General features: G+C 44.4%; 19 protein-coding genes and 1 other RNA gene. 10 read left to right on the top strand and 10 right to left on the bottom strand.

The genetic code is table 11. The features are described 5' to 3' along the window. Positions 1-28 precede the first annotated feature (28 nt). The gene (locus tag AC0J2X_RS17345; RefSeq protein WP_472996249.1) at positions 29-2740 is read right to left on the bottom strand and encodes a TonB-dependent receptor; all 2712 of its coding nucleotides are present in this window, start codon (positions 2738-2740) and stop codon (positions 29-31) included. Between the two features lie 321 nt (positions 2741-3061). Here AC0J2X_RS17345 and AC0J2X_RS17340 point away from each other — a divergent pair, with 321 nt between their 5' ends. Together AC0J2X_RS17340 and AC0J2X_RS17335 are read left to right on the top strand one after the other, a co-directional pair. Next, positions 3062-5032 carry a BCCT family transporter gene (locus AC0J2X_RS17340; RefSeq protein WP_472996248.1) on the top strand — a complete coding sequence of 657 codons (1971 nt, stop codon included), beginning with the start codon at positions 3062-3064 and terminating at the stop codon, positions 5030-5032. 30 nt (positions 5033-5062) lie between these two features. Then, positions 5063-5539, top strand: coding sequence for a MarR family winged helix-turn-helix transcriptional regulator (locus AC0J2X_RS17335; protein WP_014998206.1), 477 nt, complete (start codon positions 5063-5065; stop codon positions 5537-5539). A gap of 92 nt (positions 5540-5631) precedes the next feature. Here AC0J2X_RS17335 and AC0J2X_RS17330 read toward each other — a convergent pair whose 3' ends face one another. Beyond that, the gene (locus AC0J2X_RS17330; protein ID WP_075176495.1) at positions 5632-5979 is read right to left on the bottom strand and encodes an RnfH family protein; all 348 of its coding nucleotides are present in this window, start codon (positions 5977-5979) and stop codon (positions 5632-5634) included. Then, positions 5976-6407 carry a type II toxin-antitoxin system RatA family toxin gene (locus AC0J2X_RS17325; RefSeq protein ID WP_014949308.1) on the bottom strand — a complete coding sequence of 144 codons (432 nt, stop codon included), beginning with the start codon at positions 6405-6407 and terminating at the stop codon, positions 5976-5978. The genes AC0J2X_RS17330 and AC0J2X_RS17325 overlap by 4 nt, the downstream gene beginning before the upstream one ends. Before the next feature lie 145 nt (positions 6408-6552). Between AC0J2X_RS17325 and smpB the strand changes: the two genes are divergently transcribed. Next, positions 6553-7032, top strand: coding sequence for an SsrA-binding protein SmpB (gene smpB, locus AC0J2X_RS17320; protein WP_014949307.1), 480 nt, complete (start codon positions 6553-6555; stop codon positions 7030-7032). Positions 7033-7076: 44 nt separating this feature from the next. Here the strand turns inward: smpB and AC0J2X_RS17315 are convergent, their stop codons facing one another. Further along, positions 7077-8300, bottom strand: a complete 1224-nt coding sequence (locus tag AC0J2X_RS17315) for an NADH:flavin oxidoreductase/NADH oxidase family protein (protein ID WP_014976383.1) — start codon at positions 8298-8300, stop codon at positions 7077-7079. Between the two features lie 393 nt (positions 8301-8693). On the opposite strand from AC0J2X_RS17315, the gene ssrA reads away from it, so the two are divergent. The 5 genes from ssrA to AC0J2X_RS17290 all read left to right on the top strand — a co-directional run bounded on the left by ssrA (position 8694) and on the right by AC0J2X_RS17290 (position 14873). Then, positions 8694-9052: a transfer-messenger RNA gene (gene ssrA, locus AC0J2X_RS17310) on the top strand. A gap of 167 nt (positions 9053-9219) precedes the next feature. After that, a complete protein-coding gene (locus AC0J2X_RS17305) occupies positions 9220-9942 on the top strand; it encodes an ABC transporter ATP-binding protein (RefSeq protein WP_472996247.1) in 723 nt (240 codons plus the stop codon). Next, positions 9939-11381, top strand: coding sequence for an ABC transporter permease (locus AC0J2X_RS17300; RefSeq protein WP_472996246.1), 1443 nt, complete (start codon positions 9939-9941; stop codon positions 11379-11381). Before AC0J2X_RS17305 ends, AC0J2X_RS17300 begins: the two co-directional genes overlap by 4 nt. Next, positions 11378-12688 (top strand): DUF3526 domain-containing protein, encoded by a 1311-nt coding sequence (locus AC0J2X_RS17295; RefSeq protein WP_101564422.1) that lies wholly within the window; start codon positions 11378-11380, stop codon positions 12686-12688. Before AC0J2X_RS17300 ends, AC0J2X_RS17295 begins: the two co-directional genes overlap by 4 nt. Further along, positions 12678-14873, top strand: coding sequence for a TonB-dependent siderophore receptor (locus AC0J2X_RS17290; RefSeq protein WP_472996245.1), 2196 nt, complete (start codon positions 12678-12680; stop codon positions 14871-14873). The genes AC0J2X_RS17295 and AC0J2X_RS17290 overlap by 11 nt, the downstream gene beginning before the upstream one ends. An 82-nt stretch (positions 14874-14955) precedes the next feature. Here the strand turns inward: AC0J2X_RS17290 and AC0J2X_RS17285 are convergent, their stop codons facing one another. Together AC0J2X_RS17285 and AC0J2X_RS17280 are read right to left on the bottom strand one after the other, a co-directional pair. Beyond that, complete coding sequence (locus AC0J2X_RS17285) at positions 14956-16188, bottom strand: hypothetical protein (protein ID WP_472996244.1); 1233 nt, start codon at positions 16186-16188, stop codon at positions 14956-14958. Between the two features lie 247 nt (positions 16189-16435). Further along, positions 16436-17395: a LysR family transcriptional regulator gene (locus AC0J2X_RS17280; protein ID WP_472996243.1), complete on the bottom strand. Its 960-nt coding sequence runs from the start codon at positions 17393-17395 to the stop codon at positions 16436-16438. 188 nt (positions 17396-17583) lie between these two features. Here AC0J2X_RS17280 and AC0J2X_RS17275 point away from each other — a divergent pair, with 188 nt between their 5' ends. After that, the gene (locus AC0J2X_RS17275; RefSeq protein WP_472996242.1) at positions 17584-18414 is read left to right on the top strand and encodes a DUF4437 domain-containing protein; all 831 of its coding nucleotides are present in this window, start codon (positions 17584-17586) and stop codon (positions 18412-18414) included. A 15-nt stretch (positions 18415-18429) separates the two neighbouring features. On the opposite strand, the gene AC0J2X_RS17270 is transcribed toward AC0J2X_RS17275, so the two are convergent. Together AC0J2X_RS17270 and AC0J2X_RS17265 are read right to left on the bottom strand one after the other, a co-directional pair. Next, the gene (locus AC0J2X_RS17270) at positions 18430-19566 is read right to left on the bottom strand and encodes an ankyrin repeat domain-containing protein (RefSeq protein ID WP_472996241.1); all 1137 of its coding nucleotides are present in this window, start codon (positions 19564-19566) and stop codon (positions 18430-18432) included. Between the two features lie 77 nt (positions 19567-19643). After that, a complete protein-coding gene (locus tag AC0J2X_RS17265) occupies positions 19644-20615 on the bottom strand; it encodes an NAD(P)H-dependent oxidoreductase (RefSeq protein WP_472996240.1) in 972 nt (323 codons plus the stop codon). 198 nt (positions 20616-20813) lie between these two features. Between AC0J2X_RS17265 and AC0J2X_RS17260 the strand changes: the two genes are divergently transcribed. Next, on the top strand, positions 20814-21719 hold the full coding sequence (locus tag AC0J2X_RS17260) for a LysR family transcriptional regulator (protein ID WP_472996239.1): 906 nt from the start codon (positions 20814-20816) through the stop codon (positions 21717-21719). Positions 21720-21777: 58 nt separating this feature from the next. Here AC0J2X_RS17260 and AC0J2X_RS17255 read toward each other — a convergent pair whose 3' ends face one another. Together AC0J2X_RS17255 and AC0J2X_RS17250 are read right to left on the bottom strand one after the other, a co-directional pair. Beyond that, on the bottom strand, positions 21778-22299 hold the full coding sequence (locus tag AC0J2X_RS17255; RefSeq protein ID WP_472996238.1) for a nuclear transport factor 2 family protein: 522 nt from the start codon (positions 22297-22299) through the stop codon (positions 21778-21780). Between the two features lie 78 nt (positions 22300-22377). Then, a complete protein-coding gene (locus AC0J2X_RS17250; RefSeq protein ID WP_472996237.1) occupies positions 22378-23484 on the bottom strand; it encodes an alpha/beta hydrolase in 1107 nt (368 codons plus the stop codon). Positions 23485-23496 lie beyond the last annotated feature (12 nt).

The following is a 23496-nucleotide window of genomic DNA, read 5'->3' as shown; positions in this document are numbered from 1 at the left end:
CTACTTCTTCGTTTACGACGAACGACTATTAATAGTAATCGTAAGAGAAGCGAAGACCTATAGTACGAGGGCGATTAGTCACAACCTTAGGCGTATACTGCTGTGTATCAATGTTCAAGATTGCAGATTTGTCGAAAACGTTATCAACGAATGCTTCAACTTTCCAGTTTTGATACGTCATCCCCACAGATACATTACCAATCACGTAACTTTCCTGAATGTAGCGGCCACCGCGAATTGTTTCACCATCTGCACCTGGATATGTTGCGCCTTTAAACTCGTCACCCTCATCTTTAATTTTCAGACCCGAGCCCGTGCCATAAATCAATCGAGTTGCATCTTCCATGGCATAGGCGTTCATCACCATGCCAGCAAGACGGTCGCCGGTATAGGTAAGTGATGCATTAACATACCCTTCTTTACCGCCATCTAACTCAAAGAAATAACGTGCGCTAATGTTGCCTGAGAAATCAGCAGAGTACGGAAGCTCACTGCCTACGCCAGCCGCAATACCTTCTAGTTCAGGGTTAATACTAACCAGTTCAGTATCCAGTACGCTAAATGCTGCGTTAATGACTAGGTTATCTGTTGCTAACCAAGTAATGTCTGCATCAATCCCTTTAACTTCTGCATCACCAACATTATCGGTAAAGACTAAGAAACTAATATTCGCAGGATCGAAACGCGACGTTTGCAAGTCGCTGATTTCTGAATAGTAACCAGTGGCATTAACACGCAAAATACCGTCTAAGAAGTCACCTTTCAGGCCAATTTCGTAGTTATCCAGCGTATCTGTTGTTGAGTAAACCGGAACACGGAAATCCGCAAACGCCCCAGTGTCATTTGCCGCTGCGTCACCGCCGAGTCTGTTGGTTACTGGTGGACGGAAGCCTTCTGAATAGTTCGCGAAAAGCAATACGTTTTCATTTACTTTCCAGTCGAGGCCGAATTTGAAAATGGTATCGTCAACCGTGAGTACTCCGTCACCGTCTAGTAAGCCAATTTCCAATGAACCATCTTGGATAGCATCGACAACACCTTGGCCGTCAAGACCCAAACCATCATACACGGCGGGATCTAGCACGCCTTGACCATAGGCTTCTAATCGGCTTGTTACGTCGCGTGTTGACGTAGCGCCGCGATAAATATCGTCAATTTGATACCAGCGTGCACCAATGGTAGCGGTAAGCGTATCAGTAATTTCATAGCCTAGCTGACCAAATACTGCGATCTGCTCGATAGTATGCGTAACATCGTTTACAAAGCTAATTTCAGGAGAGAAAGGGCCACCATCGCTGTTAATTCCACGGTCACCCGCCAGCGCATTCCATGAACTTGCAAGGTTCTCAAAGATTTCAGGGCTTGCGATTTTAAACTGGCCTACTGAGCCTACTTCCTGTTCGTCATAAAACACACCCGCCGTCAGCTGCCATGGTGTATCCATCGTTGTGCTGAAACGTAGTTCGTGGGTTAAGCGAGTGCTAGTAGTGTCTTCTTTGTAGTATTTACTTGGATCGAGGCAGCGCGCGTCATCTGGATTATCTGGCGTTTCATAGTGCGTACACACATAGTACGCGGAAAATAAGCCGCCGTTGGTGTAGCCTGTGTAATCGGTAAGCGTGTCTATTTCACGATCGAGGTAACCACCGGTATACACCACATCTAGTTTTTCCAAACGACCATTTAGGGTCCATGTGGTTAAGCCAAATTCGTCAGAGTTTTCATCGCTTTGAAAGCGAATTGCCGAGCTTTCGCCTTCCACTGTTGGGTCGTAGGCAAACACACCTTCAGTATCAAGAGTTTGCTGAGTGTGTTGAACCAGAACATCCCAATCTTCATTGATAATGTAAGACAACCCGAATCGCGCCCCTGAGTAAACCGCGTCATTAAAGTTATCTTCAACATGTTCGCTGTTTCTTGGCGACACAACGGCGGCTTCACTGCGGGTAAAACCATTAATTTCACGACGTGCATCCATAGCAGCCGGATCGATGCCCTGTTTTTGCAATGCATTTCCAGAAATACGATCAATAACTACTGCACTTCCAATGTAACCACCATTTCCTAGCTCATTTTCAATGTTGTCAATCCAACCGCCCTGACTTTCATTGTAGGCAGCCACACGCAGCGCAAGGTTGTCAGTTGGAGTAACGTTGAAATATGCCTCCACCATGTTACTCATATCTCCGCCTTTTGTGGTAGAGATACTGGTATCGAAGCCTGCAGCAAATCCAGAATGATCTGGCTTGTTTGTGATTAGGCGAACTGTACCTGCCTGAGAACTCGCACCAAATAACGTACCTTGCGGCCCAGGTAGAACCTCTACACGCTCAACGTCGGTAGCAAAAATATCTAAGTTTCGGCCAGCCATAGAAACAGGCATTTCATCAAGGTAGAAAGCCACTGAGGGCTGAAGTGCTTGAACAGATGACAGGGTAATGCTTGATTGCGTGGTCGCCGCACCACGAATGTATATTTCGTTTTGCCCTGGACCTGTACCTTGGAATACCACATTCGGTAAAAACTCTACGTAGTCTTGGAAGTTATCAATACCGAGGTTTTCTAATGCTTTTCCATCTAACGCAGAGACTGCGACAGGGACATCTTGGATTGATTCACTTCTTTTCGTGGCGGTAACTTCTATGGTTTCAAGTTTAGCGGGCGCTTTAGTTTCTTGCGCAGCCAGAGAGGTGGATGCCAGTGCAGCGATGATTGCACAGCTAAGCTGAGTTTTTCGCATTTGTGTGTGTTTCCTTCAATTGTTTTTTTATTCTTCGGACAGTGTTTACTTAAAACACATATCAAAAAGATCATATATTACGATACACAATCTATTAATTATTTCTACTCTAACGATTAACAATTAACCAAAAACACCTAAAACCTAGCAGAAAGTCTAATTTTTATCGTAAAAACAACTACAAAAAAAAGACTGCACTTTGACTCATTGACCAAATACATACAAATCAAATAATTTCATCTGATGTTTATAAAAAATGCTCCATGCGGTATATTTCTGCGTATAAACCGAAATTTATAAAAGGTGAAAGGAATTTACTGCGTGATTGAGAACGAAAATAAATCTCCACTCAACAAGCCGGTGTTTATTACATCGTCAGCTTTAATCCTATGTTTACTTATCTTCGCTGCTGGTACTCCTGAAACAGCAGACGCGCTTTTCCAAAAGCTTCAGAGCACAATTGTGACCAACGGTAGTTGGTTTTATGTATTTACTGTCGCAGTAATTGTGGTGTTTGTTGTTTTCCTCGGCATGTCACGCTACGGCGAAATTAAGTTAGGCCCAGATCACGCAAGCCCCGAATTTAGCTTTGGGACTTGGCTTAGTATGTTGTTTGCAGCAGGAATGGGAATTGGGCTTATGTTCTTTGGCGTTGCCGAGCCCTTAATGCACTTTTTAGCGCCCCCCACTGCACAGGCTGAAAGTATTGATGCTGTTCGCGAAGCAATGAAAACCACATTTTTCCATTGGGGTGTCCATGCTTGGGCAATTTATGCGGTAGTGGCGCTGATTTTGGGCTATTTTGCGTACCGTCAAAACTTACCTCTTACACTGCGTTCTGCTTTATATCCTTTAATTGGTGACCGGATTTACGGCTGGCCTGGGCACGTGGTTGATATATTCGCGGTTACATCAACGGTGTTTGGTGTATCGACGTCGCTAGGCTTTGGCGCTTCGCAAGTAAATGCGGGGTTTAACTATTTATTTGGTCTACCGTCAAATACTGGTGTTCAAATAGCTATAATGGCAGGCGTTGTTGGTTTAGCCGTAATTTCTGTAACTACTGGCCTGGAAAAAGGCATACGCCGTCTTTCAGAAACCAATATGGTTTTAGCCTTACTGCTACTTTTAATTGTTCTTGTTTTAGGCCCAACCGTATTTTTACTACAAGCGTTTATGCAAAACACTGGGGCTTATCTGTCTGATTTAGTGCGCAACACATTTAACCTGTTCGCCTATGAGAAAACAGATTGGATTGGTGGCTGGACCATCTTCTACTGGGGTTGGTGGTTAGCATGGGCACCATTTGTTGGCCTGTTTATCGCGCGTATTTCGTACGGCCGAACTATTCGTGAATTTGTCATGGGTGTATTACTAATTCCATCAGCGTTCACGCTATTTTGGATGACCGTATTCGGCAACGCCGCTATTGATCAGGTGTTAGTACAAGGTAAAGACGTACTTGCACAAATGGTAAATGAAGATACCTCAGTGGCACTGTTTGTATTTTTAGAGCAGTTCCCTTTCGCTTCAGTACTAAGCCTTATTGCAGTATTGATGGTCATTGTGTTCTTTGTAACCTCATGTGATTCGGGTGCCATGGTTGTCGATATGCTGTGTTCACACGGTGAAAACAATACGCCGTTGTGGCAACGAGTATACTGGGCTGTTGGCGTTGGTGTGGTGAGTTCAGTGCTGCTTTACGCTGGTGGGCTTGGCGCTCTGCAAACTATGACGATCGCCGCTGCACTGCCATTTGCTATTGTGTTGCTTATCGCTATATCGGGACTATTGAAAGCCCTTCGTATCGAGGCGTACAAACGTGAAAGTTTACAAGTACTAACGGGTACGCCGCAGCATAATGACTCTGACAAAAACTGGAAAGAGCGCCTTGAAAATATTGTGACCTTTCCAGATGAAACTGCCGTTCGTCGTTACATCAACAAAGTGGTGAAGCCTGCGCTAACAGAAGTAAGCGAGGAGTTTAAAGCGCAGCAATTTGAAATAAAAATTGAAGATACCGACGAAGCACTCATATTAACCGTTGATATGGGCAATGACCCTGAGTTCATTTATGCTGTGCATCCTGTATCGACAGAACAGCCTGAATTTGGTCCAAGTGACACACCAGCACTGGACGAAAACAAAAAGGCCACGTACTATCGCGCCGAAGTGCACCTTAGTGAAGGTGGTCAGAACTATGATATTATGGGCTGGTCGAAGATTTCGGTCATTAATGACGTCATCGATCACTATCATAAGCACCAACATTTTATTCATTTGCTTAAGTAACCGCTGGGTTACGCATTTGTTGGAAGTAACATGCGAAAAGAAGAAGAACTATTAGTGGCACTACGGCGCGTAATACGCGCTGTAGACCTACGCAGCAAGCAGCTAAGTAAACACGTGGGTTTAACAGGCCCACAGTTATTGGTGATGCAAAATATTGAAGAGCGCCCGGGTATAATGGTGCGCGAAATTGCAGAGAATATTAACTTAAGCCCTGCAACCATCACGAATATTCTAGATAGACTAGAATCACGAGACTTAGCTACGCGCATAAGAAGTACGCAAGATAAACGAAAAGTGGGCGTATTCTTAACAGAACGCGGTAAAGAGGCAGTGGTTGACGCACCTCGCCCTCTTCAAGAACACTTTGTCGAGCGTTTTTCACAGCTTAAAGAGTGGGAGCAAAGCCAAATGGTCGCTACCGTTCAGCGAATTGCTAGCATGATGGATGCTGAAGATATTGATGCCTCCCCTTTTCTGGAGTTAGGCAGTATTTCAGACAAAAGCTAATAGCCTTTGTCTTCTTTACAAAAAATGGCCTTCACTTGAAGGCCATTTTTGTATCTATCTTTGGCGCTGGTGTAGAAGCGCTCAGCTGACTGCTATGACTTCGCCTTAAGTGGATTTACCTTTCCACCTGTGACTTTGTCAGCGCGCCCTTCCTCTTTCGCTTTCTCAGCACGGCGCTTGCGGATTTCTTTAGGGTCAGCAATAAGCGGGCGGTAAATTTCAATACGGTCGCCATCGGTAAGCGTGTCGCGAAGCTTAACCACGCGGCTCCAAATACCCACTTTCGTTGCTTTCAAATCAATCTCGGGAAACTGCTCAAGCACGTTAGACGCGTTTATCCCTTCTTCCACCGTCGCATTTTCATGAATAGCAACATCAATGATAGTTTGCTTGGTGGGTAACGCGTAGGCAACCTCAATATTGATGAGCTTCTTACTCATGCGTAAACGCTCCGCGCTCGGTCTGTAAACGCTGCAACCATACTGCTGGCTAAACTGTTAAACACTTTACCAAAAGCCATTTCAGCTAGCTTATTGCTGAATTCAAACTCTAGGTTTAATTCAATTTTACAGGCTTCTTCTGATAACGCTGAAAATGTCCAGCCACCGGTAAGCGAGCGAAACGGACCGTCGACCAGTTGCATTTGAATACTTTTACCTGGCTCTAAAACATTGTGCGTTGTAAACCATTGCTTAATACCAGCTTTTGCCACTAACAATGACGCTTTCATGCTTTGCGCTGAAGTGTCGAGGATTTTGCTATCGGTACAGCCTGGCAAAAACTCTGGGTAGGAAGCTACATCGTTGACTAAGTTAAACATGGCTTCTGCGCTATGGGCTACCAGCGCGCTTCTATGAATACTTGGCATTGATTCCACTACAATTAAAACTCTTGGTCGCATTGTATCACAGAAAATTTGGTTCGCTCGTATTCGGTTTTGAACCAAATGCCCCAATATAAGATAACAATGACAACTAAAGACATTCCTTTGAACAATCAGTATAATAGCCAGCATGAAAAAGAATAAAGCCAACAAAAACACCACAGGAAATATCGCGCAGAATAAAAAAGCGCGTCACGACTATTTCCTAGAAGACAAGTTCGAAGCCGGACTTGAGCTTCAAGGGTGGGAAATTAAAAGTATTCGTGCCGGTAAAGTGAACATTACCGATGCGTACATTATTATCCAGAATGCCGAAGCGTATTTGGTAGGGTGTAGAATTAGTCCGCTGAATCAAGCCTCTACCCACGTTATCGCTGCTCCCGAGCGTGCTCGCAAATTGTTGCTGAACAAACGAGAAATTGACCGCTTAATGGGTGCGCGAGACCGCCAAGGTTATTCAATCGTTGCCACGTCTATGTATTGGAAAAAGTGTTGGGTGAAACTAGAAATTCACCTAGCAAAAGGTAAGCACGCCCATGACAAGCGTGACACCATTAAAGACAAAGATTGGCAACGTCAAAAAGAACGAATGATGAAACACAGCGTTTAACGCTGTGTTTTTATTTGGGCTGCCAAAAAGGAAGTGTAGTAGGTTTAACCTACATCTCGTTTCGTCATTTTCTTGCGATGTAGCATATCAAGAATCAGACTCCACAGCGGTGACGGGTTTCTTAAGGTAGTTAGGTTATTCCCAAGGCGTCTAAGTTGTCTTCGCACCATGGCCATATTCGCAAGGCTTGCAAGCGATTTATCTTTCCAAGAGCAGTGTGGAATTATTCCCGAATACGCCCACTCTTGTTGCCACTTTTTAGCTAAGTCGGGCGTAATAGCAAGGGCGCTGGCTAATCCAACAAGAGCACAGCCCTGCTCAATCACTTCCTCTGCTACCTCGGCCCTTTTTATACCGCCAGTTGTCATAAGCGGAATATCAGTTTTACTTACCAGTGCCTGCGCAAATTCCAAAAAGTACGCTTCTCTGGCCAGCGTGGTGTCGTCACGGGTTTGCCCTTGCATGGCAGGCGCTTCATAACTGCCGCCAGACAACTCTACAACATCAACACCCAAGGCTTCCAAGCGATTTACCACCTCACAGGCATCATCAAAAGAAAAACCATTTTTCTGAAAGTCTGCAGAATTTAGCTTTACCATAACAATAAAGTCTTTAGCGCAAACCGCTCGAACCTGACTGACTATATTTATCAGCAAGCGGGCGCGGTTAATAATAGAACCGCCCCACTCGTCTTGGCGCTGATTAGTAAGCGGTGATAAAAACTGCGTAAGCAAATAGCCGTGGGCAGCATGAATTTCAACGCCATCAAACCCGGCTTTTTCAGCTTGCTTAGCAGTTTGAACGAAACGTTTGCATACATCGTGAATGTCTTGGCAGGTCATTTCTCGTGGTTGAGCAAACAGCTTGGAGTGTTTACCCATATCAAGCGGTACAGCAGAAGGCGCAATAGCTTTGCCTTTCATCGCTTTAAATACCTGTCGACCAGGGTGATTAATCTGCATTATGGCTAAAGCACCATTAGACTTAATGATTTTTGCCCACTTTTGAAACGGTGCGATGTCGGTATCTTTTTCTAGTGCAACGCCACCTGGCCCTGTCATGGCGCCTTTATCGACCATAACGTTGCCTGTGATCACCATGCCTAAATTGCCGTGGGCCCAATATCGATAGAGTGAGTACAAAGACTCTCCGGGAATATTTCCCATACTCGACATATTTTCTTCCATAGCAGCTTTAACAAGACGGTTTCGCGCTGTTACGCCACATGGCAAGGTATACGGAGAATACAATATGGAATCTGAAGACATTTACACTACAAGCCTTTTAATTATGCTCACGTACTTTAATGGTTCTTGCTACTAATTGCATCATTACATCAGCACTATTTCCTTAAAAATTCGCTAAAGTAATCAAATAAAAAGCGCTAATTTAGTTTATAAATTGCGTTTCTTGTACAGCCCTTGTGCGCTCGGCACTTGAATTATACTCAAGCAACCACATATCTATGTTAGTTCAATAATACTCAATGTTTGTGAGTTGCTGTTTAAGCAAAGCTTCAACTGAAGGCCACACAGGTAAGCTTTTGAAAAACTAGATGTTATTTTTGATTGATTTATAGCCAAACCCTTAAAATTTATAGTAATTTTCAAAAGAATGTATTTCACCATGTAACAATTGTGCTATTATTGAAAATCACACTCGGGGCTGATTAGGATTCGACAGGATCTAGGAAGCCGGAGGTGCATGCAGAGGAGCGGTTTGCCTCTTAAAAAGCCGCATTTAAATAGTCGCAAACGACGAAACATACGCACTAGCCGCTTAATAACCGGCATAGGCCCTTCCACCCTAGTCTTTTCCTGCTAGCGGGGATTCGGAAGGTCATCCAAGTAGGATAGCGAGGGAACCTTGTCTAAGGGTGAACCGCGAAACAGTATTAGGCCAGCTGCAAGGAAATCCTGTTTGTCGGAGTTCCAAGCAGTTAAATAAATGACAAACTAAGCATGTAGTACCAAAGGTAGACATTTTCTGGACGCGGGTTCAAATCCCGCCAGCTCCACCAATTCCAAAGGCTTGCCACTCGGCAGGCCTTTTTCGTTTCAGCTTCCGAAATTTGTAAATTGTTTCTAATTAAAACAAAACACACACTACCTAAATAAAAGCTATTCCCATCTAGATAGTTATATTATAACATTGCAGCACGATTCTAATGTATAGCTTCTCCAAACAATGCAAACAAATTCAGTGATATGCGCGGATGCGCTTACCGTGTGTGTTGACGATCGCACGCTTCTAGACAATCTCAATTTTAATGTAGGAAAAGGCGAAGTATTTGCACTTTTAGGTGGAAATGGCGCAGGTAAATCCACCACCCTTAAAACTTTTTTAGGGCTTATGAAGGCAAGTAGCGGTAGCGCCACTGTATTAGGGCATAATGCCTCTAACCAGCCAAACCAAGTTCAAAAGTCTGTTGCCTACTTACCCGAGTCTGTCACCTTATATGGCCATCTTTCTGGCGTAGAAAACATTCGTTATTTCTTGTCAGTGGCTGGAGTCGATAAGTCTGACGACGATATGTTCGCCGCACTTCGCAAGGTCGCACTTCAAGAAGATTCGTGGAATAAGGCGCTATCTAATTATTCAAAAGGCATGCGTCAGAAGACCGCAATTGCCTTGGCCCTACTGCGCAATGCGCCTGTACTGTTCTTAGACGAACCTACATCTGGGCTAGATCCAGCAGCCATCGACGAATTTAATGCGCTAGTGTCAGAGCTGGCAGCGGGTGGCGCTACTATTTTTATGGTTACCCACGACGTTTATGGTGCCTGCCAAGTTGCCCATCGAATTGTGCTTTTAAGTAATGGCAAACTCACAGGTTCCTTCGAGCGCGCTGGCGATACGCCAATAGATACTGAAGCCGTTCACGCAGCATTTGCAGGGCGTAATGTATGATACTGAATGTTGCTAAAATCATTTGTGCTGAACAGTGGCGCTATTGGTTGCGAACAAAAGTAGCAGCGACCGTTTTATTGCTAGGCGCTATGCTTACCATAGCTGCACTGGTAGTTAACGCCTTTCACATCGATGAGGCTGCCCACACCAGAGACCACCTTCAAACAGAAGCTGAACAACGCTTTGAGGCACAGCCCGACAAGCACCCTCATCGCATGGTGCATTATGGTCATTATGTATTTCGTGCCCCCACTCCACTGAGCGTAATTGAACCGGGTGTTGATACCTACACGGGGAACGCTATATTTTTAGAAGGACACCGCCAAAATAGTGCGATGTTCGCCGAGCAGCGCCAATCCGCAGGGCTTACACGCTTTAGTAGTTTAACACCCAGCTTTTTAGCTTTGGTTCTCGCACCTTTATTTATTATTCTAATTGGCTACGGCAGCGTCTCACGTGAACGCGAAGCCGGCACGCTAACCTTACTGCTTTCTCAAGGCACCACCCGTTGGCAATTGCTCTTAGGGAAGCTTCTGGCTCTCGTAATCGCTAGCAGCCTATTTTTACTCCCGCTACTGTTTGCCTGTCTTTATGTCGCGTTTTCAAACGAAAGTGCACTTGTCGTAATACTCTTTTGCCTTAGTTATGTGGTTTACTTTTTACTGTGGGCCACGGTAGTCACTGCGTGCTCGGCCATATTTGAGAAAAGCAGCGTTAGCTTCACCGTACTTGTTGTCATTTGGATGAGCGCTTGTGTGTTGCTTCCTCGTTTAGGGAGCAGCGTTGCCACAAACATTGCCCCTTCAATGGGAAAACTTGAAGCCGATTTCAAAGTGGAAGAAAAACTTAGAAGTTTAGGTGACGGTCATGACGTTAACGATCCTGCATTCAAAAAGCTAAAAGAAGATTTACTAGCTAAATACAATGTAGATTCAGTTGACGACTTACCCGTTAACTTCAGGGGCATTGTTGCCCAGTACTCCGAAGGTCGACAAGCCAAAGTGCTTAATGAGTTTGCTGAAACCCGCATGACCGAAGAGTTGGAACAAGCCCAAATAGCACGGCAGTTTGGCTGGCTTTCGCCTACGGTTGCGGTGCGCTCTATTTCTACGATCCTTGCGGGAACTAGCCTCGAGACACACCACCGCTTTTTAAGGGAAGCGGAAACGCTGAGACTTGAGTTTGTTCAGGCTTTAAACAAGGTTCACGCTGAAAAACTCGATTACAAGTTAGATATGAACCGCAACGCCAGTGAAGAAGCAGCAGACAAAGCTGTGGTTGGCGCAGATAACTGGGCGATCTTAGCAGAGTTTGATTTTAAACCAGAAGCAGGAAGCACACGCATCAGTAACGCGTTGATTTATTTTATTCAGCTGTTGCTTTGGATGGGACTTACCGCACTACTTCTTCAAGCTGCAGTTAGGAGATTAAATCCATGATGCGTTATAGCGATATTAAACGAGAAGCGGGTTTCGTATTTGGCCATCGTCAGATAAAACTAACGCTTTTGGTCGTGTTTCTTTTAAGCTCGGTGTCGTTGTGGTCTGGCTATTCGGAAATGCAAGAACAGCAAGCCACTATTGAGCGCTTGTTAGATAAAGATGAAACAGAGCGCAACGCTGTCCTTACTCACCAATCTAATTATGGCATGGTAGCCTATTACGCCTTTCATTTGACCTATGCCCCGCCCTCGCCGTTGGCGTTTGCTGCCGTAGGAGAGCGCGATGTGTTTCCGTGGAAGCACCGTATTAGAATGCTAGCGCTAGAAGGTCAGATTTATGAAAGCGATACAGACAATCCGGAGCTTGCTTTCTTAGGGCGTTTTGACTTTGCTTTCGTTACCAGTGTGCTGTTGCCTCTGTTTATCATTTTGCTCCTTTACGACTTAAAAGCGAAGGAACGCGAAGCCCGCCGTTTTGACTTACTTAATGTAACCGCACGCAATTCGCATGCTATTTGGTCATCACGCGTATTGGTAACCCTGGTGCCCTTGGCACTAGTTACACTTATTCCGTTTATTGCCTTTAGTGTAGTGAATGGCGCGTCTGTGTTTCAAACAGTAACGATTTGTACCATCGTCATTGGCAGCATAATTGTTTGGAGCGCTATTGTGCTTGCTATAGGTGCTGCTAAGCGTTTTGCCAATTTCAGCGCCACGCACCTAGCTTCAATCATGTTAGGCGTATGGCTTGTCACAACGGTTATTGTGCCAGTTACCGGGCACACCATAATTAATGCGTCGGTCGATACACCTGAGGGCGGCGACATTGTGCTCACGCAGCGAGAAGCCGTTAACAGTGCATGGGACAAACCTGTTGAACAAACATGGGAAGCGTTTATTGAAACTCACCCACAGTGGGCGGATAAAACCGACTTTGATCCACAGCGAGACAGTTCATTTAATTGGAAGTGGTATTACGCATTTCAACAAGTTGGCGACCAAACGGCAAAGGAACTTTCAGAGGCTTATCAAGCCGCCACCTTACGCAAAGATAAAATTGCAAGCTATGTTGCTCTGCTATCCCCGTCTTTGTTAACGCAACGCTTATTAACGAGTGCGGCTGATACCGATGTTAAAGCCATGGTTAACTACGAAAATAATGTTCGCGAGTTTCATGCGTCGTTGCGCAAATTCTACTATCATCACTTGTTTGAAGCCCCGGAGTTTTCATCGGCCAGTTTTAAACAGCTACCTCAATTTTCACCAAAAATAAGAAAGACACAGGAAAACACTAATGAAGACTAGTTGGGTAAAATCTACCCTCGCCCTTTCTATCGCAACGCTTTTGAATGCGCCTGCAAATGCGCAAAATACTGATATTCAATCGGAAGCGGATGTAGAGAAAATTACGGTGCATGGTATGCACCGTGCGTATCAAGGGGCATTTGAATATAAAGAAGTGCCGGCAGCAGCGCAGGATATCGACCTTGGTCTCATCAATGATGCAGGCGCTATAAACCTTAACGACGCTTTAGACCTGTCCGCTTCGGTAGCAAGGCAAAATAACTTTGGTGGCCTTTGGAACAGCTTTGCTATTCGTGGTTTTTCAGGTGACGAAAACTTACCTAGCGGGTTTCTGGTAAACGGTTTTAACGCAGGACGCGGATTTGGCGGACCTCGTGATCTCTCTGGCATTGATCATGTTGAAGTATTAAAAGGCCCTAAAGCTGCGCTGTTTGGTCGCGGTGAACCAGGTGGAGCGGTAAACCTTGTTACAAAGCGCCCCCAGTTTCGTCAAGGTGGTGAAATTAAAGCAACTTACGGAAGCTGGTCGCAGAAGCGCATTGAGGCTGATGTACAATCGGTTGCAGGCATTACTGAAAATGTAGGTGTACGCTTAGTAGGCTTTTATGAAGATGCTGAAAGTTTCCGCGATACAGTAGAAACTGAGCGTTTTGGCTTTTATCCATCGGTTACGTGGGAAGCATCAGCAGACACCACGGTTACGTACGAACTCGAATACACCGAGCAAAAAATTCCTTTCGACCGTGGCGTAGTGGCCATCGATGGTAAGTTGGGCCATCAGCCAATTGAAACCTTTACTGGCGATCCTAATGGCGACACCATCGATACGGAAGTGGTTGGTCATCAAATTGAGATTTCTCATAAACTTGCTGACGAATGGAACCTGCTTTTGGGTGCTGGCTTACGCGATACCACTTTCGAGGGTAATGCATTAGAAAACAACTTTGATGGTCGCCAAACGTTATTTATCGATCGTAATCAAGCCTTGTTGTCTCGTTTTAAGCGCTACCGTAATTTCCAAACCGATTACTTCGTTTTACGCGGCGAAATAGCGGGACAATTCGATACTGGGTCGCTATCACATCGCGTGATTATTGGTGCTGACTACGATAAGTTTGAAAATGACCAGATTATTCTGCGCTATCGCCCGCCATTCTTTTCAAGCGATACTGACATTAACGACTTGGACTTAGAACAGTACTTAGTGGTCGATATTTTTAATCCGGATTACTCACCACTTCCAGATGTGGAATTGTCTGACAACTTGGACCGTTTTGAAGTTCAGGAAGCGTGGGGTATCTATTTCCAAGACCAAATCAACATCACTGATAATTTCCAAGTTAGGCTGGGTGGTCGCTTCGATAAGTTCGAGCAGGAAATTGATAATCGCCTGGCGTCACCTGTAAGTACCACATCACAAGACGACACACGCTTTTCTCCACAAGTGGGTGCTGTTTATCTGTTTGATGACACCACAAGTGTGTACGCAACTTACGGTGAAGGTTTCCGTCAGCTGACGGGGTCGGATTTCGCCGGAAACCCGTTTGAACCTAACGAATCGAAGTCTGCGGAAATTGGTGTTAAAGCCGACCTCACATCAATGTTTAATACTATACGGGGTGATATCACCTTCGCCGTGTTTAATATCGAGCAAAGTAACATCCTTGTTTATGATGATAGCCCTGAGGCGTCTGACGGCTTCTTCTTAACCCCTGCTGGCGAAGCGCGTAGCCGTGGTGTTGAGTTAGACATTAACGCTGAATTTGAAAATGATATTTCGCTTTGGGTGTCGTACACCTTCGTAGATGCTGAAAGTACAAACGATGCGGCGGATGCTAACTTTGTTGCAGCCATTGAATCTGGCGATCCTTTAATTAACGTTCCAGAAAACCAATTGAGCATTCAGTTGAGCAAGGGACTTACATTTGCTGATATGCCAGTACGTATCGGTTCAGGACTGTTGTATGTTGATGAGCGTTTAGGTCAAACCGCTACCGACTTCTACTTACCAAGCTACACCACGGTTCGTGCGTTTGCTGAAATAGAGCCTGTAGAAAACTTGTCAGTTAAAGTTGCAGTAGATAACCTGTTTGATGAAGAGTTTTATACTAACTCTTTCGCAGATGTGTGGGTTGAACCTGGCGCGCCTCAACGCTTTAGGCTTACCGCCGCCTATCGCTTTTAAGGTCTAGAATTTAACGTAAAAGGAAGCGGGACTTATTACCGCTTCCTTACTACGACTTTTGAATGTTTAATTTTTGTGTAAATTAAGAGTTTTGTAAAGTCTGGATTGGCTCGATGTCAGACGTATTATTCTTGATAAATGACTCTATATCGTTAATTTTCTCTTTAGAAAATCCGAGTCTTGCTTCTATACCAGTAGTTCCGTCAGCGTTTTCAATGATATCAAACTCGTTTACACCTAAGGTGCGCGAAAATGCAGTGTGAACCTGATTATTGTTGATATCGACAATTTTAATTTTCGTCGACGTTCTGTATATAGCCAGTGGACCTGACTGCGTTTGTACCCAATTGATTGACCAGAAATAGTGACTGTAATTAGGTAAGCCAAGTTTTGTGTAAAGCGACTCTTTGAAATCCACGTTTTCGCACTTGTTCATCACAGCATTTTGACGTTCGCAGTTTGAGTATTCTGCAACATCCTTACCTCCTAATCCAACATCCATTGGAACGATGGTCTTCCCGTCTAGGCTAACTAAAACATAGTCATCAAACTTGTTAAGTCCAAACGTATTACCTATTTCTTTAAAGGAGTCTAGCAATCCGCCCACACTGTCGCCTTTGTCTCGAGGATCTTTCTCTAACAAAATAAAACCTGTAGATGCAGCATCGCCCTTCTGATGTTTAGCGATGTGGTAGTTATCTAAAAGTGTAATATTTTTTACGTTATCATTGTCTATAAAATAGCGAAAAGCAGACCCCGGACGGCCAATAATAAAACCGTCTGAAGTAGGAATTACACTACTACCTGTTGCAGTTTTTCCGGTAACTGTTTTTACTTCATACCGGTCACCACGCTTCCACACCGTTGCAATTTTTATAGGTGCTTCAGTTGATTTGGCTTTGTGATATTTGAGTGTAAATGAGCCATCGAAATTTTCTACCGCATAGGTAAACTCACCAGTAAACCTATTACCTCCGAAGTTGGCAACTTGTCCTTCGAAGTCATTAAACATCTCCCCATCTATCATGATGCCATCTTTCTTACGATAAAAAATCGCTGCTCCGCCGGTTTCGTCAATTTTCTGTTTTTGTGCTGTAAGTTCAGTCGCACTGATAACGATTTCTGGCTGGGGTGCAGCTTGCTGTTGCTGTTGCTGTTGGGCAGCAACAGGTAAGGACATGCCTTGAATTTTCGCAAGAAACGCTTGCTTCATTTGGTTCGCCATTGCCTGCTCTTCTGGCGAGGGTGGTGTACTACCACACGCAGTAAGAAGTGAAACTGCTAATAAAGATGGAACTAATAGTTTTGCATTCATGTGTTTTCTCTGTTTTTCGCTTTAGCTAAAATATTTAGAACTGAAGCTTTTTTTATGAAAACAAAGGATTGCACATGACGAGACTTCACCATGCCGTCCTGCATAGTTGAGTGTACTATTGAAATGTCGCAATCCCTTGCGAGCACTATTAAAGGATATTCCAGTCTTTTTTTCAATTATAAGATTCTGTTTTTAGTTTATTTTTTAGTCACTTAGCATCGAAACAAATGAGTATCTAAAAACGAGCTCAAATTTCATTGGAGACAGGCCACTCTCGCTCCGTCAAAATATATGTATTGATAAGACGTTGACGCTTACTTTCAATAACCTGTTTTAGTTCATCTCTAATTAATCTTACCGCTGGCGTAATAAGATGCCGGCTAGGCAGCATGAGCCACATTTCAGTTAGCGGTACGTGGTAACCAGTCAAAATACGCTGCAGCTTTCCGCTCAGTAAATCCCCCGCAACGTCTATACATGACTTTTTAGCGATCCCCTCTCCATCTACGCACCAGCGCCGAACAATATCACCGTCATTCACAGCGCGATTACTGTTCACTTTCACTTTAACTCTCTCGCCCTCGTTGATAAGTTCCCACGTATTGTGGGTTTGGTCGTAGAGCTTATAAAGAAGTGCGTTGTGCTGCGCTAAATCAGTCAAAGTTGTAGGCTCACCGTTTCTTTCTAAATAATCGGGAGACGCGCAAATCACATGCGGAATATTGCACACTTTAAAACCATACATCTGCGATTCTTTAACCGCTTCTTTTGTCATGGCTCTAAGTGCTACATCTACACCATCGCGGTAGAAGTCCACCCGACTGTCGCTCACATGTAATCGCAATGAAAGTTCTGGATTTGCGCGCTGCACTTTATTTAGCAGTTCACGCATTAGGTTGCGCCCCATTTCCGAAGACATCGCCATGCGAAGCTCACCATGAATACTCTGCTTCTGCTCTGTTACTAATGCAAGGCCCTGCTGTAAGGTGTCGAGTGCCTGCTTTGCCATAGGCAAATACTGCTCTCCTTCAGGTGACAATCGAATTTTGCGTGTACTTCGCACGAATAGCGCTACGCCAAGCTGCTCTTCTAGACGTTTAACCGCCATACTTGCAGCAGATGAGCTAATATCAAGTTTTATCGCAGCAGTGGTTATCGAGCCCACTTCAGCCACCTTTACGAACACAGACAGGTCTTCGGTTTTCATACTTCCCTCAACGTTTATTTCACTCTTTTGATTTCAAGGCGAAAAAGACAAAGCAAAATGGATCACCTCTATTATCCACATTTTCAGGAAAGTCTTTATTGATTTTGGTCGTTTATGAGACTTATTCGAAATAATAGACTGTGCCTGCCTGTTAAATAAAACCTACGACCAACAAAAAGGAGGTTTGAATGAAACCAACGAAACGAAACAAACTTACAATAGCATCGCTATTATTGAGCACCTGTTTTCTTCTTGTACCCGGCGCACAAGCACAAGACAAAGTTATTGCAGCCAAGGATGTAGAATGGGGTTACTTGAACCCAGCCCGTGGCGACAAAAGCCCCGGGGCAGCAGACTTGTGGGGAGACCGAACAAAAGACACGGCAACGGGGATGTTAGTGCGATTTAACAAAGGCTTTGAATCGCCACCGCACATTCACAACATAACCTATAGAGGTATTGTGATTGAAGGTGAAATGCACAATGACGATCCAAACGCAGCAAAGATGTGGATGCCAACAGGTTCGTTTTGGACCCAGCCAGCAGGTGAAAATCACACCACTGCGGCAAACGACAAAACCAACCTGATTTACCTGGAAATTGATGAAGGCCCATACCTTGTAAAGCCATCAAAAGAACATTTTGACAACGGTGAAAGGCCAATCAACGTTCACGCAGACAATATGGTGTGGCTGCAAAAAAGCGACCTTGTAAATATAGCGGCCGACGGTGTTTCTGTTGCCTATTTGTGGGGCGAGACAAGTAGTGTATACGGCACCCTTGTCAAGCTTCCAAAAGGATTTAAAGGTTCAATAAAATCTAATGGTGATGAATTTAAGGCAGTGGTTATCAAGGGAAGTTTCAATTATACCCAAAACAACGCCTCCAGACAGATTGAATTAAACGCAGGAAGTTATATTGAATCATCAACTGCCGCACACCATTCTTTTGAAAACGCAAACCAAAGCGAAACCATTGTATACGTAAGAACGTCGTCAAAATTTAGCGTTACAGATTAGTACGCTTTTTTCAGCTCACTTACGCGGGGCATTTCCACGCTTGCTTCGCGTATTTTCTAGGTATTCAGCAATCATAGAATAACCGTTTTGCCTTGCAAGCTGCTCTGGTGTATTGCCATCATAACCTTTCAAATCTAACCTAGCTCCTGCTTCCACCAATACTTTCGCTGCCTCTAAATGCCCATGCCACACTGCGTCATGAAGCGGTGTATACCCGTTGTTAGGACCTTGCGCGTTAAGCACTTCCTGAAAGCCAGGATATTGACTAAGTAACGTCAGCATGTCTGCACGCCCAAAATATGCGGCTTTGTGTAAAGCAATTGCGGCCATGTAGGCGCCGGTAAGCGTTTGATCTGCGCCGTTATCTAGCAACAGCTTTGCTACTTTCAGGTAGCCTTTCATCGCTGCAAGCAGCAGCGCGCTATGAAAATCACTGCCTTGTTTCAATACGGGCGCAACCGCATTAACGTCATACCCTTTTTCTAGCAGCACTTTTATTTCAGCTACCATTTCTTCTTCAGACAGCGCTTGGTTAGCAACGATCATATAAATGGCTGCTTTTTCTTGCGCTTGCTGCAGCGTTTTTGCTTTATGAGCCGCGAATAGCGCGTTAATAGTGGCAACATCTTCATTTAACGCTTTATCGTTTGCTTTTGTACCGCTTCGATTAAACCCAAGGGCTGTAGCGCCTGCCGCTGAAATAACGGTGGTATCGATGTCGGGCAAACTTAATAAATATTCCACCGCGGGAATATTTCTGTGCCACACGGCCAATAGCAGTGGCGTTCCGCCCAGGCGTACTGACTGCAAATTTACGAATGCTCCCTCTTTCACAAGCAGTTTAACAAGGTCTAAGTTTCTTCCTTGAACAGCCAGATGAAGCGGCGCTACTCCCATTAATCTATCGAGTCCGTTAACATCTGCGCCGCTGTCTATAAGTGCCTTAACACGTTGTATATCGTTATCCCACACTGCTTTGTGCAGCGGTGTTAGGTTCTGATTTATGTTGCTTTCAAACTTACTTGAATAGAGCGCCCCGATTGCTTCGTTTACCGCGGCTTCGCTAAACGAAGCGGTAATGCCCATGCCAGAGAGCACAATTAACGCCAGAGACTGATACGCTTTTCTTGTATTTGGGATAGGTTTATTCATTGTCTCGCCTAACGTTTTAAATGCTTTTTGCCTTGGTTTTAAATTCTGGTTTTGAGTTTTTAGCACGTTGTTAATCCCTACAAAGGACTAACAACGTAACTGTCGATGGTTACTTTACCTTCGGTATCAATATGCACATGCCAGCGCTCTTTTACCTGTACCTCAACCGATTCCCCTTTAAAGTCAGACGATTCAAATGTGTCAGCGCGAAGGTTAATTCGAAGGTCTATTATAAATCCATTGGGCTTCGCTGAATCAGCATCGGGTTTGATATCAATTTGATCTACACGGTGCTCACAGTTAGGTTTAAACGTCTTGCGTGCCCACGCGTACCAGTCGTTGAATCCAGCATGGCCTTGAAATCGTCCCTCTGGCGCTTGCCAGACAACCTCCTCGCTGAGATTCGGTAGAAACGCTTCACTTGACGCCGGTAATTGATCGAACTGCCCAAACCACGTCGTTACAAACTGTTTAATACGCAATTCTGGAGAGTTCATCAAAACATCAATAGCATCGGCTACCCGCTTACCATGTTGATCACCACGGGCCTGAACGTCTGAAAGCGTGTTGTAAACACCTTCAATGTACACCATGCGATGGCTGTAAATTGGCTTGTGGTACTGCATTTTTGCAAGGTAAGCGAGCTGTTCTAGCGGGCGTAAGAACTCTTCCACACTGAAATGGTTATAGCCTAGCGGTCCATAAGACTCTTTTGGGCCACCTACCGAAATGGACAGTAAAAAGTGCTTATTCGCCAGCTTGTCTCCTTCAGGGCCAAACGCAAAATTATAAGTAAATACTTGGTCAATCCAGCGCTTAAGTAAAGCTGGTACAGAATACCAGTAGAAAGGAAACTGCAGCACAATTACCTCAGCTCCAAGCAAGGCTTTTTGCTCTGCCTCTACATCAATTGGGTTGTTAGAATAAAGGGTGTCCAAACGTCTAACTTCAATGTCGTCTATGCGCTTAGTCAGGCTTTGCAAAATAGCGCTATTAGCATTGGACTGGTCTAAATTAGGATGGCCGGAGATAACTAATACTTTACTCATTACTTCTACCTTTGCGTGATAATTTTATGGTTGGTTCAAAGTGAACAGATAGAATTTTATGCTTGAATGACCTTTAGTTTTAGATGATGATTAACTCAAAGATTATTAGTTTAAAACTAACAATTAAATTCTAGATATAATTTGGGGCTTGAAACCCTTCGACCAATTTGTCACTTAGACTTTCAAGAGGCGCTATAAGTGAACGGCACCACATTTCAACAACTTATTGTTTTTCATGCTATTGCCGATGAAGGCAGTATTAGTGGCGCAGCTCGCCAGTTAGAAATGGCACCGCCGTCTGTAAGCCACGCGCTTAAATCTCTAGAAGCAAGTGTGGGCGTTCCTTTGTTCAATCGAACCACGCGTAGAGTTGAATTAACCGATGCGGGAAAGTTACTTAAGCAGCAAACTCATCATGCTATCGACACGTTAGATATTGCATTTGAAGAGGTCAACGCCCTTAGCTATACCCCTAGGGGCACGGTTCGTATTACCACTCCTCGCTTCGCCTTCCAACAGCTTTTGGCGCCTTATTACCAAGAGTTTTGCGAGCGCTATCCAGACTTAAAGCTTGAGGTATCGATAAACGATGCAGCCGTAAATTTGATTACCGATGGGATGGATGTGGGTATTCGCTTTGGTGATAGGATAGAAGAAGGCATGGTGGCAAAGCGATTAACTAATGCCACTAGAGAATGTTTGTTCTGCTCACCTCACTACGCTAAAAAGTATGGCCTTCCCTCGTCTATTGATAGCCTTCAGCAACACAAGCTCATTCAATATCGTTTTATTACCTCTAACAAACTTGCGCCACTTCATCTGTGGCAAAACCAGCAAGCTGTGAGTGTTTCAATGCCGATTGCTATGGTAGTCAACGATACAGATTTGATGATTGATGCTGCCAAAAAAGGGTTAGGTATAGGAAGAATTGTTGAACCTATGGTGGATGAATTATTTGAAACTGGCGAGCTTGTTCCCGTACTTAAAGAGAACTGGTTTCCTTATTCAGGGCTGTTTATGTATTTTCAGCAACATAGTCAAAAGGCTCAAAGAATTAGGGCCTTAATCGACTTTCTTGAAGAAAAACACGCAGTTTTACGCTAGCGCCTGTTGGTTTTTACTGTGCATCAAATCTCAACAGGCGTTAGTAACTTGTTTGCTTTCAGTCCGCTAGGGTATCGTTTTTAACTTGCTGCAGATCCGCCAAGCGGTCTTTCGCATTTTCTGGCGCAATCGCTAAAATATCGCGACTGCCCGCCTCCTCTCTCTTTTCTAGTGTCACTGAAGTAATCAGCCATTGCCCTTCTATCTTTCTAAAAGTGAAGTGGTAGATGCCCGAAACTTGCCAAAAACCATCATGCCCTAGCCAATGACTGGCAGTAAATGGCACGTTAGCAAACGCTATATCTTCTTTTCGATTAATACTTGGGTTTCCCAAGTTGTGAAATGTTTTGTCAAAACCAGGCAAGAAAGCCGCCCAGTTTTGCATCAAGACCTCACGTTTTTGGGTTACCGCTTCGCCCCCAAACAAACTGGTGTAGTCTGTTGTTACATGTGGGGCAAACAGTAAGGTTAAGTATTCATAAGCATTGTTGTCAGCTAATGCTGAAAAGCTATTAAGGTTGCTGTGAATACTTGCAATGTCTTTATCCCGGCTCGAATGGGATGTGGCGGCATGGTCCATAGTAAAAACTCCAACTAACATGACACAAATTATGGCTTTAAATTTCATTTCTGAGCCTTTAATAGGTAAACACTCGCCCTACAATGCGCTGTCGAAGTGAGAAACTGCGGCGTTAACGGCTTTTTCAACGGCTTCAGGTTGGTCGTAGAAGTCAAATTGATTGATGTTATCTAGCCAAATTGCAATTACCGAATCAGTCGCGTTTTCCAAATACTGATGTGCACCTTGTGGCAGCGCCATCGCTTCTGATGCAACCATTAAAACCGGTATTGTCTGTTTTGATGCACTTAACTGCGCATTGTAATTAAGCCAACCGCTCCATGACGTCACGTTGAATTTGTTATCGTAGGCAGGCAACAAACCTCGTGATTGCTCAGTGTAGTAAGGTGCGTTGTACATCAAGGCGTTTTCATTGGTTAAACTTGCCGCTTCAATAACTAATGGCTTGGATTTGTCTTTCTCTGCCGCTGCTAACGCAAGTAATTGATTGCGATTTTCTTCACCGCCATAAATGGCTGTTGCCATTGCTTCATCATGTAACCAGGGGGCCACTACTGCCACCGCGCCTAACCGTGTATTTTGGCTTAATTGAGTATTTTGAACCGCAGCATCAAGCATATAGCCCGCTGAGGCACAAATGGCCAAGCCAGCAATACGGCTGTTGTCCACCTGCGCGACGTTTGATAGCGCTTTGATAACAGCCTGTATATCTTTCGTTTTACGAACAGGATCTTCAAGGTACGCGGTTTGGTTGTCATCAGTATCTCTTGACGCTCCCCAACCTCTAAAATCAAATGTAACAGCAGCGTAGCCTCGCTCGGCTAGTGCCTTTGCATAAACAGCTGGCATTTGCTCTTTTACTGATGTCCATGCACCTGTAACAACGACCACTGGTGGATTAGTAATACCTTTTGGCAGGTATAAATTTGCAGCCAAGTTGCCCACTTCTGTGTTTAACGTGATATTTTCCATTTGAAATCCTTGCTGGTTGTATTGACGATGACTATTTTTGTTTTCACTGCTTAACTGCGCGTGATTAGCGCTTAGTTGTTCAATGCCTACTCGGGCTTGGTTTAACGCGTCTGTTTGCGATGGTTGCTGAGCGTGTGATATGCCAGGTTGTAATATGACCAGTGGCGATATCAAAAGTGACTGTGCAATTACTGTTATGGTAGTTTTAAGCATTTGGCTGTGCTC

Source organism: Alteromonas sp. R7, assembly GCF_055755235.1.
This window is presented reverse-complemented; position numbering and strand designations above follow the sequence as displayed.

Excerpts from the sequence above, each read along its gene's own strand:
- AC0J2X_RS17345 (WP_472996249.1), bottom strand. The coding sequence starts at position 2,740 with ATGCGAAAAACTCAGCTTAGCTGTGCAATCATCGCTGCACTGGCATCC.
- AC0J2X_RS17275 (WP_472996242.1), top strand. The coding sequence starts at position 17,584 with ATGAAACCAACGAAACGAAACAAACTTACAATAGCATCGCTATTATTG.
- AC0J2X_RS17325 (WP_014949308.1), bottom strand. The coding sequence starts at position 6,407 with ATGCCAAGTATTCATAGAAGCGCGCTGGTAGCCCATAGCGCAGAAGCC.
- AC0J2X_RS17330 (WP_075176495.1), bottom strand. The coding sequence starts at position 5,979 with ATGAGTAAGAAGCTCATCAATATTGAGGTTGCCTACGCGTTACCCACC.
- AC0J2X_RS17265 (WP_472996240.1), bottom strand. The coding sequence starts at position 20,615 with ATGAGTAAAGTATTAGTTATCTCCGGCCATCCTAATTTAGACCAGTCC.
- AC0J2X_RS17305 (WP_472996247.1), top strand. The coding sequence starts at position 9,220 with ATGCAAACAAATTCAGTGATATGCGCGGATGCGCTTACCGTGTGTGTT.
- AC0J2X_RS17290 (WP_472996245.1), top strand. The coding sequence starts at position 12,678 with ATGAAGACTAGTTGGGTAAAATCTACCCTCGCCCTTTCTATCGCAACG.
- AC0J2X_RS17295 (WP_101564422.1), top strand. The coding sequence starts at position 11,378 with ATGATGCGTTATAGCGATATTAAACGAGAAGCGGGTTTCGTATTTGGC.
- AC0J2X_RS17300 (WP_472996246.1), top strand. The coding sequence starts at position 9,939 with ATGATACTGAATGTTGCTAAAATCATTTGTGCTGAACAGTGGCGCTAT.
- smpB (WP_014949307.1), top strand. The coding sequence starts at position 6,553 with ATGAAAAAGAATAAAGCCAACAAAAACACCACAGGAAATATCGCGCAG.
- AC0J2X_RS17270 (WP_472996241.1), bottom strand. The coding sequence starts at position 19,566 with ATGAATAAACCTATCCCAAATACAAGAAAAGCGTATCAGTCTCTGGCG.
- AC0J2X_RS17255 (WP_472996238.1), bottom strand. The coding sequence starts at position 22,299 with ATGGACCATGCCGCCACATCCCATTCGAGCCGGGATAAAGACATTGCA.
- AC0J2X_RS17280 (WP_472996243.1), bottom strand. The coding sequence starts at position 17,395 with ATGAAAACCGAAGACCTGTCTGTGTTCGTAAAGGTGGCTGAAGTGGGC.
- AC0J2X_RS17250 (WP_472996237.1), bottom strand. The coding sequence starts at position 23,484 with ATGCTTAAAACTACCATAACAGTAATTGCACAGTCACTTTTGATATCG.
- AC0J2X_RS17315 (WP_014976383.1), bottom strand. The coding sequence starts at position 8,300 with ATGTCTTCAGATTCCATATTGTATTCTCCGTATACCTTGCCATGTGGC.
- AC0J2X_RS17285 (WP_472996244.1), bottom strand. The coding sequence starts at position 16,188 with ATGAATGCAAAACTATTAGTTCCATCTTTATTAGCAGTTTCACTTCTT.
- AC0J2X_RS17335 (WP_014998206.1), top strand. The coding sequence starts at position 5,063 with ATGCGAAAAGAAGAAGAACTATTAGTGGCACTACGGCGCGTAATACGC.